Source organism: Paenibacillus pini JCM 16418 (assembly GCF_000576305.1).
In the GTDB taxonomy this organism is placed as follows: Bacteria; Bacillota; Bacilli; order Paenibacillales; family Paenibacillaceae; genus Paenibacillus_AQ; species Paenibacillus_AQ pini.
Genome location: NZ_BAVZ01000002.1, coordinates 466,622 through 480,825 on the forward strand (window position 1 = coordinate 466,622; position 14,204 = coordinate 480,825).

Consider the following 14,204-nt stretch of genomic DNA (forward strand, 5'->3'; position numbering starts at 1 on the left):
CAAGAGGTGAGAACATTTAGTGTATGATCAAACGTAAATTTTTGGTTGTTGGCATTGCAGCCGCCGTTCTCATTTCTGGAGCAGTTGCGGGAGGATTTGCTGCATGGTCTTCGCCTTCGATGTCGGCTTTCGAAAATACGGAAGGAACACAATTCAAGTTCAAGACAGAAGGTGACCGGTTCCTGCAATACAATGCAGACGGAAAGTGGAGCGAAATATTTGTTAAGGGCGTTAATTTGGGTGCAACCGTACCCGGGCATTTTCCAGGTGAATTGCCAGTGACAGAAGCAGATTATCTGCGCTGGTTCAAACAAATAGATGATATGGGTGCGAATGTCATTCGTGTATACACCGTGCATCAACCAGTATTCTATTCGGCACTTGTTAAATACAACAAAAGCAAAGGAGATGACCCGCTCTATTTCATGCAGGGCATCTGGTCGCCGGAAGAACAGTTGATTGAGCAGCAGGACGCCTACTCGGGTGAAATTCAGAAACAGTTTAAAGATGAAATCCGCAAGGCGGTCGCCGCCGTATACGGAGATATAAGCGCTCCGCAGAAACAGGGAGCTTCGAGCGGAGAATACAAGACGAACGCAGGCAAATATTTAATGGCTTGGCATGTGGGAACGGAATGGGATCCCAGTATGGTCAAGAATACGAATGAGAAGCACAACGATGTACCTCGGTATGAGGGAGCCTACTTTTCGGGAACGAAGGATGCATCTGCTTTTGAGAACTGGCTTGCGGGTCTGCTCGACTATACCGCACAGCAGGAACAACAGTACGGATGGGAGCATCCCATGGCATTTACCAATTGGGTAACAACGGATGTGCTAAGCCATCCAGGCGAGCCATTATTTGAAGAAGATATGGTAAGTGTGGATGCAACAAATGTTGTACCGGGAAATTGGAAGGCGGGTTATTTCGCAGCTTATCACGTGTACCCATATTATCCTGACTTTTTCCAGACAGATGCTTCGCTTAGGACGATTAAAGATAGCAACGGGGAGTACAACACCTATAAGGCTTATCTTCGGCAGCTGAAAGCCAAATTCAAGAAAATCCCGATTATGGTCACTGAATATGGAGTTCCTTCTTCGGTAGGTGTGTCTCATTTGGGGGCAGGAGGAAGAGATCAAGGGGGTCATAATGAGGAACAGCAGGGAAATATGGATGCTTCGCTGACCCGGGACATATACGATGAAGGCTATGCCGGCGCTATTTTGTTCATGTGGCAGGATGAGTGGTTCAAGAAAACGTGGAATACAATGCCTTTTGAAATTCCAGCGGATCGGCGTGCTTATTGGATTAACGTACTCACGAATGAGAAGATGTTTGGATTACTTGCCATGAGGCCAGGTAAAGAAGAGACGATTACAATTGATGGGAAGCTAGATGATTGGGATGACATTCCGAAAGATCAGGTTATGAAGTGGCAGGGCCAAGTATCAGGGATGAAAGAGATGAAGGTAACGCATGATGAAGGTTATCTATATATTGCAATACATCTCGATAACGTTTTTGATCCAGTGAAATCTAAACTGTTTATTGGAGCAGACACCATTACCGGGGGAAATGTACCGGGGACGAAGCTTCTCCCAGGAAAACAACTTATGGGTGGAGCTCCTGAAACATTAATTGAAATAGGTAAAGACGAGGAATCACAGGTTGAACTAGCCACCGATTACGACTTTCATAAGCGTCTGTATGGACCGATGGGCTATGGTATGCTTCCACAGACTCCTCAGGAAGCAGCTCCTTTTGTACCATGGAAACTAGCTATCGGGCTGCAGATGAGTCCACCGGATACACGTTTCAGTCATCCCTTTATCGATCAGACGATTGGCAAGCTGAAGCGGGGTACAAATGACCGCGGGCAGGGAGACTTCAACTCTCTTACTGCTTGGCAGTACAGCGGTAATACGATAGAGATGCGAATACCATGGATGCTGCTTGGGTTTGCGGATCCTAGTTCGCTTCAGGTTATTGATTATAGTCCGTTAAAATCTAAACCCAAACGATCCTTTAGTACGATCAAGACCGAAGGAGTTCGCCTGATTCCATGGATTGTAGATCGGACAAGTGGTGCCGTATCTTGGCCTGGGGGCAGTCAGTCAACGTTTAATGTACAAGATATTATTCCTTACACATGGAAGCCATGGGATACAGTGCAGTACAGTGAACAGTTGAAGCAGAGCTACAACATTATGAAGAAAACTTACAGTAGCCTGTCGGCCCCTAGAGATCAGTAATATTAAGAAATTACAAGTTAAAAAGGAGGAGCTTCATCATGATAGCGCATTTAACCTTGGCATACGTGTTCATTTATATATGCCTCGGCCTCATTGGAATTGGCATCATCCTTCTGTTTCAGATGAAGCTTGCACATAATCGTGAGCTACGCAACATCGATAGATATGAGAAGAAGCATCGTGATTATTTTGTGTATATTCAGTCCCATCTCGAAGAAGATGCTGTGTTACAGCTTCCGCTAGGTAAGCTGACAAAGCTAGAAAGAAGGATGATCCAGCTTAAATATATTGAATGGATTGAGGCTTTCAAGGGAGACCATCGTCGTAAGCTGATCCAGCTATGTCATGATAGCGGCTTTGTGCAGGAGGATCTTAAATTGTTAAGACGCGCAAGCTATGGCAAACGGGTTGAGGTAGCATACCGTCTTGGCGGAATGCGTGCGGGAGAGGCCGTTCCTGAGCTGCTCCATCTGATGCAGAGAAGAAAGTATAATCCTTTAATGATTGTGATTGCTCGTGCTATTGCAAAGAGTTCACAGCAGCCCAAGGATGTGCTACATATGCTGCGCAGCCTGCTCTCTCATAACAAGCCGATTCATGCCCTGGCGGCAGATATCGTCACGGAGAGTAGTCTTGATTCTGGCATTCTGTATCCGATGCTACTGGAAGACGCTGATCCAGGTATCGTCCAAGTAGGAATGGCAGTAACGCGAGGACGGACAGTGCCTGAAGTTATGCCAGCGCTTAAACGACTTACCGGAACGAAGAAACAATCACTCCGGGAAGAGGCGGTTCAGCTCTATCTCGGTACGTATCCCGCACTACATCAGGATGCGGCGATTCGTTTGATGAAGGATAGCAGCTGGGAAGTACGGGCAGCTACTGTTCGTTCACTAGGGATGTTAGGTGTAGAGGACAGCATAGATCTGCTTACCGAAGCACTTCGTGATTCTAGTAGTAAGGTCCGTTACCTTAGTGCCGAGAGCTTGTCAGCTATTGGCGAGTCTGGATTCGAAGCACTCTGCCGAGTGGCAAGGAATGGAAAAGGGCTACAGCGCGATGCGGCTCTAGAGCGCATCGAAATCGTTCTAGCTCAAGAAACGGAACATTCGGCGCTAGAGCATATGGTAGCTTACAACAAGAAGCGGCTTCTGCATACCCGTTATTTCGGGAACAAGTCCACACAACGTATTGTAGGCAAAAAGGCATTAGGAGGAGATTACACTGCTTAGAGACATCCTACTGATGTATGGTATGGTCGCAATTTATTACGTAATGATTGTTAATATTTTATATTTTTCCATTATTGGTCTATCTTTTCGCAATATTTGGACGATCGCTCGCAGAGCGAAATATTCCAGCTATAATACGCTTGCTGGTTCCGAGCTAGTGCCCGCAGTATCTCTGCTCGTGCCTGCTTACAACGAAGAACTGACGATTATTGAGAATGTGAATTGTCTGATGACGCTGAACTATCCAACGTTTGAGGTTATTGTCATTAATGATGGTTCGAGTGATAAGACGATGGATGTACTTATTGCTGAATACGAGCTACATAAAATACCTAATCCGGACATGAGCGGGACGATTGAGACGAACACCGTCCGCGACGTATATCATAATCCCGACTATCCGCAGCTATTCCTTATTGATAAGGAGAATGGTGGTAAGGCAGATTCACTGAATGCAGGCATTAACTTATCGCATTATCCGCTAGTTTCTTCGATTGACGCAGACTCCTTACTGGAGAAAGACGCCTTGATCCGTATGGCACGAATGTATATGGAGAATCCCGAGGAAACGGTAGCTATTGGTGGGGATGTAAGAATTGCAAATGGTTGCTTGATTGAGAATGGTGCGGTTCATAATATATCGCTTCCGCGTAAAATTTGGCCGATGTTTCAGTCAATTGAATACTTAAAAGCCTTTCTTGGCGGACGAATTGGTTGGAGTCATATGAATGGGTTAGTGATAGTATCAGGTGCATTTGGATTGTTCCGTAAAGACAGCATTATTGATGTTGGCGGTTACCGCGGAGGTTATCCCGGTGAGGACATGAACATTATTATTAAGCTCCATCGTCATATGCTTAAGAACAAAATACCCTACAGAGTCGCTTTTTGCCCGGAAGCCGTGTGCTGGACACAGGCGCCAGATACTTACGGCATATTGGCCAATCAGCGTAAACGCTGGGGGCGAGGTAATATGAAGAACATGATTGAGAATCGCGGAATGCTTTTTAACCCGAGATATAAAGTAATGGGACTTATTACAATGCCGTACAATGTCCTGTTTGAAACGTTAAATCCTTATTTTAGAATAACAGGATTGCTTGCTCTAGGTGGTTATGCGCTGCTGGATATGACCCATTGGAAAATCCTACTCGTATTTTTCATGCTTAATTTCTTCAGTGGCTATCTGCTTAGTGTAGGTGCTCTTGTTCTGGAAGAGATTGCTTTTAAACGATACAAGAAGCCATCGGATTTATTTAAAATGCTACTTTACTCCGCTCTTAAGTTCGTGGGATACCATCAGCTTGGTGTACTATGGCGGGTTCAGGGACATATTCAATACTTGCAAAAAAACAATTCTTGGGGAGCGATGACCAGACAAAGCTGGAATGACGAAAGTGAAACGGCCTAATCCGGTCCTTGACTGAGAATTTGAATTCAAATATGAATTGAGCGAAAGGTGGGAATTGATAATGCCCCAATCCGTTATCGTGCAGCAGGAATATAGAACGGATGTATATCATAACTTGGCAGAACGTGTTAAAGAAGCTTCTAAGGATAGCTGTGGTGTTATGTTCCTTTATTGCAGCGATCAGCCTCCACAGATGGAGAGCCGTCTGCGGGAAATACTGCAGTATGAACCTGGATTGGAATTTGAAATTGTACCCGATAGCCAGACCGATACTCTAGCCATCATGTTACCAGGTCATACGCTGGCTGCAGCTCATTACCAAGCTCTTCTAATAAAGCATCATTTACAGGAAACGATGAATCAGGTTGATCCACGCATAACGCTTACGGTTTTCCCCGGACAAGTTGATCCGATGCCCGCTACATTGAAGCAAATGGCAGAGTCCGCTAAATTAAGTGTCTCATCTGATATTCAGATTTTTACTAAACCAGAGGCGCTTAAAGATCCCGGACGTATTCTGATCGTAGATCACGACGATACCATTCGCGAATTTCTACGGATTAGGCTCCATTTGCAAGGGTATGAGACGTTGGAAGCACTTGATGGTAAAGCAGCACTGGAACTCATTGAAAAGTGGGAGCCCGACGTGGTGCTGACGGAGTTTCATTTATACGGCATTGATGGGCTACCGTTTATCAGGCAGATTCAAAAGTTGCTGCTTGCACAGACACCGAAAATCGTTGTGCTGACAGGTCAGCGTGTAGATCAGACCATTAGTCAATGTTTCAAAAATGGAATTGAAGACTATGTTACTAAACCGTTTTCCCCAGTCGAACTAGATGCTCGAATTCGCCGTTGTTTTAACTAAAAATATATGGAGGTTGAATGTTGTGAATCAATATTACTCTCAATTACTGGAAGCTATTCAAACGAAAAAAGCAGTGCTTGGCGTGGTTGGACTAGGTTACGTGGGACTACCGCTTGCCGTAGAAATGGTTAAGCAAGGATTTACGGTTATCGGTATTGATGTGGATCCTTCAAAAATCGAGAAAATCTATCAAGGAGAATCCTATATTAACGATATTTCCTCTGAGGATTTGGCAGCCTGTGTAGCCAGCGGTCGCTTTAAACCGACGACTGACTACAGCATGATTACGGTTATTGACGCACTCAGCATCTGTGTGCCAACTCCACTTAGTGAAAATCAAGATCCAGACACTTCGTATATTAAGACCGTAGTTGACCAATTGAAACTACATATGAAGAAAGGGATTCTGATTACACTGGAAAGCACCACGTACCCAGGAACAACGGAGGAGCTAATTCAGGATGAGATCGAAGCCATTGGCTACGAGGCAGGTAAAGACTTCTTCCTGTGCTTCTCGCCAGAACGGATTGATCCTTCGAATACACGCTTTAACACATTCAATACACCTAAAGTAATTGGTGGGACAACCAAAGCTTGCCTTGAACTAGGAACAGCGCTCTATTCTAGATATGTGGAGAAAATAGTGCCTGTATCGACTACAAAAGTAGCAGAAATGTCTAAGCTTCTTGAAAATACATTCCGCAGTGTTAATATCGCCTTTATCAATGAAATGGCGATGATGTGTGACCGAATGGGCATTAATATTTGGGAAGTTATTGATGCAGCAGCAACGAAGCCTTTCGGATTTATGCCTTTCTATCCAGGACCAGGCATCGGTGGACACTGCATTCCGCTTGACCCCATGTACTTGTCGTGGAAAGCTAAGGGATTCCGATTCTATAGTAAATTTATCGAGCTTGCTCAATCTACGAATGATAACATGCCTTACTATGTGATCAATAAAACTTCAACGATTTTAAATGAATATGCGAAGTCGATTAAGAAATCATCTGTACTCCTGCTCGGTATGGCTTACAAATCAGATATTAGTGATGTCCGTGAATCCCCAGGACTTGAAGTGTATGATTTGTTTAAAGAAAATGGTGCAAATGTAGATTATTACGATCCGCACGCGGTTAGTTTCCGAGACAAGCAGGGGGAAACCGTGCATAGTATAGCTTATGATATGAAGCAGTTTAATAAATACGATTGTATTGTTCTCATTACAAATCACAGCGGTCTAGACTATGGTGAAATCGCAGCGCTCGGAGTACCGATTCTGGACACACGTAATGCATTCCGCAATTATGACCTGGCTCACATTTATAAGATCGGACATTCGGTACAGCATGTTGATGAGCCGAATATTGCACTAATTGTCTAATTCGAAGCTCAGACATGTGAAAAAAGGGAGGGAAGCTGAGAAAGTAGGTGGGATTAGGGGCAGACTTCGTATTTTGCTGTTAGCCTGTGGGCTAGTGCTCCTAATCGTACTCTTACTATTTTTGCTTCCCAAACCTTCATCCATGGAAAAGCATAAAGCTACTTGGCTATGGGATACCTCTATGATTGAGGACAATACGAACAGCATACTTTCTTTCTGCGAGGAGCAGGGGGTTGATGTCATCTTTTTGCAGGTTCAGAAAAAAGTGACTTTAGATCATTATCGTAGCTTCATTACTGCTGCTACAACGAAAGGTATTTCGGTGCATGCGCTAGATGGTACGCCGGATTGGGCCTATAAGAAGAAGCGTAGTGAAGGTAATGATTTGCTGAAATGGGTCATTGATTATAATAACGGATCTGTGGACGGTGCACGCTTTACGGGTATCCAGTTCGATGTCGAGCCATATCAACTCCAGCGCTGGAAGCGAGATCAGAATGAAGTTGTTCGTGAATGGAGCGACAACATGGATAGCTGGATAGCAGAGGGAAGTAGTCATGGCTTGTACATGAGTGCGGCAGTACCATTCTGGTTAGACGAGACTCGCGCGGCTGATGGGAGCGAAAGCTTAAGTCGCTGGATGATTCGAAAGTTCGATGCTGTAGCCGTCATGTCTTACCGCGATAGCGGGCAGGGGATGTACGATCTGGCACGTAATGAACTGAAGCAAGCAGACAAGCTTGGTAAATCGGTATGGATTGGACTAGAGCTCGCTCGTTCGAAAGAAGGAGCACATGTAAGCTTTTTTCGCAAAGATGTGCCGATAATGGAAGAGGAAATGAAGACTGCAAACAGACTTGGCGAGGAACATCCGTCATTTGCTGGGATAGCCGTTCATCATTATGAAGAATGGCAAAGTAAGGTGGCTTCAACGGAATCGCAAAAGCAGGATCGTAAGTGATCCTACAGGGTTCCGAAAAGCGTGTACATGAAAACACTCATGTACACGCTTTTTTGCTATTCATGATCTAGAATTAAGTAAGGCTTATACCCAGATAACGACTTAGCTCGGAAATCGTTTCCGCCTTGATATAAGGCCATAGCATAAAGAATCGCCGCTGGTATCCACGGCATAAATATAATGTCTGAATGCCTTGTGTCGTGCGATTTTCTTCATATATGCGAATGCCATGGACCTTCATGGCTTGCCGAATGGATGTCAGCCGAGTCATAGCTTGGTCTTGTATAATGGACAAACCACGGATGTAGAGTTCTGGCATTTTGAGGGAGAGGGTGTCCATTGTTCGCATATCCCGTTCCAGCACATCCAATAGAACGACATGAAGCACGTACTTTTTGATGAGTAGAGTATCTTCTTCAGCAGGAGCAGGGGGTAGAGATGAAGCTTTCATCTAGGAAACACTTCCTTAAGCGGAGTCCAACAAAAATAATAAACGAACGCATGTTCTATTTATATACATATTAAAGCTGAACTATTCTTGCAGGCAAGAGGTTAATATTTGGAAGTGAGGAAATTCCTTCTGTTATAATAGAAGAAACCAATGATACGGAATGGGAAGCACCTCAACATAAAGGAGAATAACCTATGATTCTGCACAAGGGAGAGACTTTATTCAGGCAAGGAGACAGTGGGGAATATTTATATCACATCAAGAGCGGATTGTTTAAAGTGACAAGACTACATGAGAATGGAAATATGGTTTTATTTAATATCTTATATGCCGGCGAGACAGTCCCGCATCATTCACTCATTACTCCAAAAGAGGCACATGGTACGGCTATTGCTTTGATGCGTAGCGAAGTAGAGAAAATACCCGCGGAGGATTGGTATCGTGAGCTTCGTGAGGATCCGAAGAAACCACTGGAAATTGCACTTCTCCTTCAGGAGAAAGTAAGGTTTATGCAGCAACGATTGGATCATCTCACAGTCGGAACACCCGCAGAACGTTTGGAGCTGCTCTCCGAATGGCTAAATGATTATTCGCATGGTGTCCAAGTTACGGATCTGCTAACACAGGAGGAAATTGGACAACTGATTGGCGTCAGGCGTGAGACCATAAATCGGCTGCTGAGGGGGCATTAATTTGTTGCATCATGTAGAGATTAATGTATCTGGTCATCCATGTTGAAGCAAAAAGGGGTATCTATCCTATATGCGGACAGATACCCCTTTGCAGGTGGACCGGATCATTATGCTGTGTTCTTTGAGGATCCGGACCGTATAAAAGTAGAAATCGTAAGTGACTATGCTTCTAAGCTATCGGCAGGACCGAAAAACTCATAGTGAATTCGTTCAGCAGGCACGCCTAGTTCCTGCAAAGCATGATTTACAGCGCGCATAAACGATACCGGACCGCAGAAATAAAAGTCAGCTTCAGGTGACACAATTTCCTGTAGCCATGCGAGATCGATATAACCTGTTTTATGACTAATGTCATTCTCGCGTGGTAGTTCATAACATAAATATGATTTCATATGTGGATGGGATGCATCCAATTGTTCGATATGCTCTTTCATCGCGTGGACTCCGCCATGAATTGCAGCATGGATGAACGTCACGTCACGATCGGGCTGTTCTTTTAGAATCGTTTCAAGCATACTTACCATCGGAGTAATACCGACACCACCACTTAGAAGAACTACAGGGATGTCTTTACTTTGGTCGAGAGTAAATGATCCAGCAGGAGCACTGACTTCAACGATGTCTCCTTCATTTAAAGAATCATGTAAATAAGTAGATACAATGCCGGCTGGTTTATCTGCTAAAGCCGCTTCCTTCTTCACGGTAATCCGATAACTCGAATCTCCGGCTGCCTTGGACAGGCTGTAATGACGAATATGTGTATACTCTTCGCCTTCAGGTTTAACACGTACAGTAATGTATTGTCCGGGAAGATAAGTTGCAATGGCTTTACCATCTTGTGGCTTCAAATAGAAGGACGTGATAACATCACTTTCCTTCACTTTTTTATCAACAACAAATTTACGGAATCCCAGCCATCCTCCTGGAATGTTTTCAACTGTCTCATACATATCTGCCTCGACACCAATAAAAGCGTCAGCGATAATGCCGTAAGCCTCAGCCCACGCATTTAGAATTTCAGGAGTAGCCGCATCACCCAATACTTGCTTCATTGCTGCGAGTAACGTTTCCCCAACAATAGGGTAATGTTCGGGCTGGATATTTAGCGCACGGTGTTTCTCGCTGATTTGCTTCACAACAGGTAATATGGCTTCTAGATTATCAATATGAACAGCAGCAGCATAAACCGTGTTTGCGAGTGCTTGAGGTTGTTTGCCTTGACGTTGATTTACATGGTTGAAAATATTTAGTAACTCTGGATGGTTGTCAAACAACATTTGATAAAAAGTAGTTGTAATGGCTTGTCCATGAACTTCTAATACGGGAACGGTAGATTTAATGATGTCTATAGTCTTAGATGTAAGCATGTCTCTTTCCCTCTTTCATATGTGTGAATTGTTAAATTCGTTCTTTCTTATTCAGTATAAGAAGAGGACGAAATTGTAATTGTGATTCTAGTCACAGGAATCATTGCGAATATGTGAACATCAGAAATAGCTGTGATTTCGTTCACATCCTAGTCAAAATGTAGATTAAGATCATCAACATTATGGAAGTGAAGGTGTATTCTGGATTAGAACAGGCATTCTTGTCTGGTGATAAACATTATTTTTTTGAATTTTAATTAGGGCTGCTGTTTAGCAGGCAAGTATGTTGTGGTATAATAAATGTAGAACTTATCTAAAAACGGAAAGGATCAGGATACCATGTGTCCCCGAAGGAACACTCCCCAAAGGACGATTTGGAAACGTTATGATCTCTCTTACACATAGCTTCCCTCGTAGAGCAACGTCGGATATTTAGGACGTAAGGCAAACTCTACGAGAGAAGGAAGCTTAAATGCGAAGGACCCAGTCCTGCAAGTGTTCGACTTCTCGTAGTTGTTTGTCTTATTTCGACAACTAACTACGATAAGAGGGAAACTTGTATGAGAAAGAAAGACCATATTTTGTCACTGTTGCCAACGACTGCTGTTATGATTTTTGGAACATTTTTACTAGCGTTTGCGTATTATCACATCAATTTTCAGAATCATTTGTCTGAGGGCGGATTTGTTGGATTATCCCTGCTTGGAAAGTATGTTCTGGGTTTAAACCCGGCGCTAACCATGCTGTTGCTTGATATCCCAGTCATCCTGATTGCTATGTTTCTGAAGGGCCGTAAATTTATTGTGAATACTTTGATTGCCACGTTGTCCTTTTCTATTTTTTACGGTTTGCTGGAACGTTATTCAGTATTGGTAATTGATCTTCATGATAATTTACTTCTTGCAGCTATTTTATCAGGTTTGGTAACGGGATTTGCCACAGGTTTGGTTCTGCGTTTTGGCGGGGCTACCGGCGGTGATGATATTCTTTCCATTCTGATCAGTAAATGTACGAGGTTAAAAGTGGGTACTGTATTTATTTTGATGGATGCAGCCGTGCTGCTGATATCTCTGTTCTATCTGCCGCTTCAAGAAACATTATTTACTATTCTAGCGGTAAGTATTGCAGGTAAAACCATCACATATACGTTAGCGTTTCGTAGTAAAAAGACTACCGAAACCGCACCACTCAAACCGGTTGATTCCAAAACCGTTACCACCACGCCGATTCATTCGGTACGGAGTGTTCACTAGTGATATACGATGTAATCGTTAAATAACCGCCAGATTCCTTCACCTATAAGGAGTCTGGCGGTTATTTTGTGCACAAATATAGTAGTAGAGCTTTGTTATTCCTTTGCTGCAGGATGATCTTCATCCCATTTCTCGGCTTGAGAAGTACCGATGGCAATGGCACGCCCTTCCTCATAGCCTTCATCTAGTAGTGCATTTGCAATCTCGATAGCTTTGTTACGAATTCTTGGCTTTAGATTCTTCATTGATACGGGATAGTCTTGTTTGTTCCATGGCATCATGTATCCCTCCAGTACATTCATTTTAGGTCTATTTATTATTACCCTGTCAGTTCCTAATCAAACGAAGCCTGCCACACCTTCTCTTGCAGTTTAGGGAGGTTGGGTTATAATGGGAAAATAATTCAAACGTTTTAGACGTAGGAGGAACAACATGTGATCCAGTTCGCTATGATTATTGCTTTTACCATGGTCATTCATACCGTAGATAGCCTGTCCTATGCGATTCGGCTTGGCGGACTAAGGTCGCGCCGGATTACACTTGCATTATCGCTAGCGGGTTTGCTCGTATTGATTTCTCGCACTTCGAATATTGCGCAAGGGCCCATGGTTGGTCATATGGTAGACGGGGCTTTGAAGACGTCCGGATTTCATTTAGAATTTAAATTACATATGATTCTTGTAGCTGCAACACTTGGAACTTTAATAGCCATGGTCCTGTTCCCAAGTATGGTACGTTTATGCTCACGGATGGTTGTTCATCTCGAAGCTGCTGGATCAATACCTAAAATGCTTAAAAATTCGGCGAATAAAAGGTTGCTGAAAAATGCACTCACGTATATAAAATGGCCCAACTTACAAATGTTTAAAACATTATTTACGGGACGTTTGCCGCGTAGGCTTATGGTGCTGAACATGGTTGTAACGGCAATCTATACGGTTGGGGTATTATCAGCACTGTATGCCGCATATCTGTGGCCTGCTGACCGATTGAGCGCATCTACTTCTTCCGGTCTAATTAACGGACTTGCAACGATTTTGCTTACACTGCTGATTGATCCACGGATTGCGCTACTCTCGGACCGCACGTTACGCGGGCAAGCTAAACTTGGACAGATGAACCAAGTATTCGGTTTGATGATGGTATCGCGTTGCATGGGTACAATGATGGCTCAGCTATTGCTGGTGCCTTGTGCTTACTGGATTGGATGGATGGTAGCAAGCTAATTGAATTCGATTTGTGAAAAGAAAAGGCTGTCCCCCTGTTCAACGATGAACAGAGGGACAGCCTTTTAATATGTTTGTGATCGGTTAATCAAAACAAATACTATCCTTTGAATAATAATAGGTACTCTCCGTAGCCTTCTTGCTCCATATCTTCCTTCGGAACAAAACGTAAAGCTGCAGAGTTGATGCAGTAGCGAAGTCCATTTTCACCAGGCCCATCATTGAAGACATGACCTAGATGAGAATCCCCTTGCTTGCTGCGAACCTCTGTGCGTACCATCATATGGCTTAAATCGGTTTTTTCCTCAACATGATAGTTGCGGATCGGCTGAGTAAAGCTAGGCCAACCACAGCCCGAGTCGAATTTATCCAATGAGCTGAATAACGGTTCACCTGAGACGATATCGACATAAATGCCTTCGCCATGATGATCCCAGAAATCATTCTGGAAAGGAGGCTCAGTACCACTATTCTGTGTCACTTGATATTGAATAGGCGTTAGGCGTTGTTTCAACTCCTCTTGATCAAGGACAGGAGACCAGTGTTTTTTCAAAAAGTCATCACGTCCGGAGCCTTTGCGGTACCGCTTATAATGTCCAGGATTCTTCTTGTGGTAATCTTGATGATATTCTTCTGCGGCATAGAACCGGCTTGCAGGCAGAATTGGAGTGGCAATCGGTTTATCGAATCGGCCACTTTCCTGAAGCTCTTGCTTGGAGGCTTCGGCTTGCACACGCTGCTCTTCCGTATGATAAAAAATTGCTGTGTGGTACGATTCACCGCGATCATGGAATTGTCCGCCATCATCGGTCGGATCAATTTGCTGCCAGAATAATTCAAGCAGCTTCGTATAGGGGAATACATTCGGGTTATACGTAATTTGCACGGCTTCAAAGTGGCCTGTTGTATCCGAGCACACTTCTTCGTATGTTGGATTCTCCGTACGTCCGCCTGTGTAGCCTGATACGATACTAATAATACCGGGCAACTCTTCAAACGGGGTTACCATGCACCAAAAGCAACCTCCCGCAAAAGTAGCCTGTTCCTGTTGAACTAATTGTTCATTGCTCATGATATCACTCCGCTCATGTATAATAGTGGATC

13 protein-coding genes and 1 pseudogene are annotated in these 14,204 nt (G+C 43.8%); 10 read left to right on the plus strand and 4 right to left on the minus strand.

Annotated features, from left to right (window positions below; all coding sequences use genetic code 11):
* Positions 1–23: 23 nt before the first annotated feature.
* The 6 genes from JCM16418_RS05475 (at position 24) to JCM16418_RS05500 (ending at position 8,111) form a co-directional block, all read left to right on the plus strand.
* The gene (locus JCM16418_RS05475) at positions 24–2,255 is read left to right on the plus strand and encodes a hypothetical protein (protein ID WP_036646848.1); all 2,232 of its coding nucleotides are present in this window, start codon (positions 24–26) and stop codon (positions 2,253–2,255) included.
* A 38-nt stretch (positions 2,256–2,293) separates the two neighbouring features.
* Positions 2,294–3,487, plus strand: coding sequence for a HEAT repeat domain-containing protein (locus JCM16418_RS05480; protein WP_036646849.1), 1,194 nt, complete (start codon positions 2,294–2,296; stop codon positions 3,485–3,487).
* A 22-nt stretch (positions 3,488–3,509) separates the two neighbouring features.
* Positions 3,510–4,898, plus strand: coding sequence for a glycosyltransferase family 2 protein (locus JCM16418_RS05485; RefSeq protein WP_242403722.1), 1,389 nt, complete (start codon positions 3,510–3,512; stop codon positions 4,896–4,898).
* Positions 4,899–4,959: 61 nt separating this feature from the next.
* Positions 4,960–5,766, plus strand: coding sequence for a response regulator (locus JCM16418_RS05490; RefSeq protein WP_036646850.1), 807 nt, complete (start codon positions 4,960–4,962; stop codon positions 5,764–5,766).
* Between the two features lie 22 nt (positions 5,767–5,788).
* Entirely contained in the window at positions 5,789–7,150 is a 1,362-nt protein-coding gene (locus JCM16418_RS05495) for a nucleotide sugar dehydrogenase (RefSeq protein WP_036646851.1), read from the plus strand.
* Positions 7,143–8,111, plus strand: a complete 969-nt coding sequence (locus JCM16418_RS05500) for a hypothetical protein (RefSeq protein WP_242403716.1) — start codon at positions 7,143–7,145, stop codon at positions 8,109–8,111. Before JCM16418_RS05495 ends, JCM16418_RS05500 begins: the two co-directional genes overlap by 8 nt.
* Before the next feature lie 73 nt (positions 8,112–8,184).
* Here JCM16418_RS05500 and JCM16418_RS05505 read toward each other — a convergent pair whose 3' ends face one another.
* Entirely contained in the window at positions 8,185–8,562 is a 378-nt protein-coding gene (locus JCM16418_RS05505; RefSeq protein ID WP_036646852.1) for a YhjD family protein, read from the minus strand.
* Between the two features lie 194 nt (positions 8,563–8,756).
* On the opposite strand from JCM16418_RS05505, the gene JCM16418_RS05510 reads away from it, so the two are divergent.
* Positions 8,757–9,254 carry a Crp/Fnr family transcriptional regulator gene (locus JCM16418_RS05510; RefSeq protein WP_036646853.1) on the plus strand — a complete coding sequence of 166 codons (498 nt, stop codon included), beginning with the start codon at positions 8,757–8,759 and terminating at the stop codon, positions 9,252–9,254.
* Positions 9,255–9,296: 42 nt separating this feature from the next.
* Positions 9,297–9,455 (plus strand): annotated as a pseudogene (locus JCM16418_RS27010) (VOC family protein); the annotation flags it as partial.
* Here JCM16418_RS27010 and hmpA read toward each other — a convergent pair.
* The gene (gene hmpA / locus JCM16418_RS05515) at positions 9,416–10,621 is read right to left on the minus strand and encodes an NO-inducible flavohemoprotein (RefSeq protein WP_036646854.1); all 1,206 of its coding nucleotides are present in this window, start codon (positions 10,619–10,621) and stop codon (positions 9,416–9,418) included. The pseudogene JCM16418_RS27010 and the gene hmpA overlap by 40 nt on opposite strands.
* Positions 10,622–11,181: 560 nt before the next feature.
* Between hmpA and JCM16418_RS05520 the strand changes: the two genes are divergently transcribed.
* Complete coding sequence (locus tag JCM16418_RS05520; RefSeq protein WP_036646855.1) at positions 11,182–11,874, plus strand: YitT family protein; 693 nt, start codon at positions 11,182–11,184, stop codon at positions 11,872–11,874.
* Between the two features lie 95 nt (positions 11,875–11,969).
* Here the strand turns inward: JCM16418_RS05520 and JCM16418_RS05525 are convergent, their stop codons facing one another.
* Complete coding sequence (locus JCM16418_RS05525; protein WP_036646856.1) at positions 11,970–12,152, minus strand: DUF2188 domain-containing protein; 183 nt, start codon at positions 12,150–12,152, stop codon at positions 11,970–11,972.
* Between the two features lie 156 nt (positions 12,153–12,308).
* Between JCM16418_RS05525 and JCM16418_RS05530 the strand changes: the two genes are divergently transcribed.
* Positions 12,309–13,100 carry a lipid II flippase Amj family protein gene (locus JCM16418_RS05530; protein WP_052020061.1) on the plus strand — a complete coding sequence of 264 codons (792 nt, stop codon included), beginning with the start codon at positions 12,309–12,311 and terminating at the stop codon, positions 13,098–13,100.
* 100 nt (positions 13,101–13,200) lie between these two features.
* Here the strand turns inward: JCM16418_RS05530 and msrB are convergent, their stop codons facing one another.
* The gene (gene msrB, locus JCM16418_RS05535) at positions 13,201–14,172 is read right to left on the minus strand and encodes a peptide-methionine (R)-S-oxide reductase MsrB (RefSeq protein ID WP_036646857.1); all 972 of its coding nucleotides are present in this window, start codon (positions 14,170–14,172) and stop codon (positions 13,201–13,203) included.
* Positions 14,173–14,204: the final 32 nt, after the last annotated feature.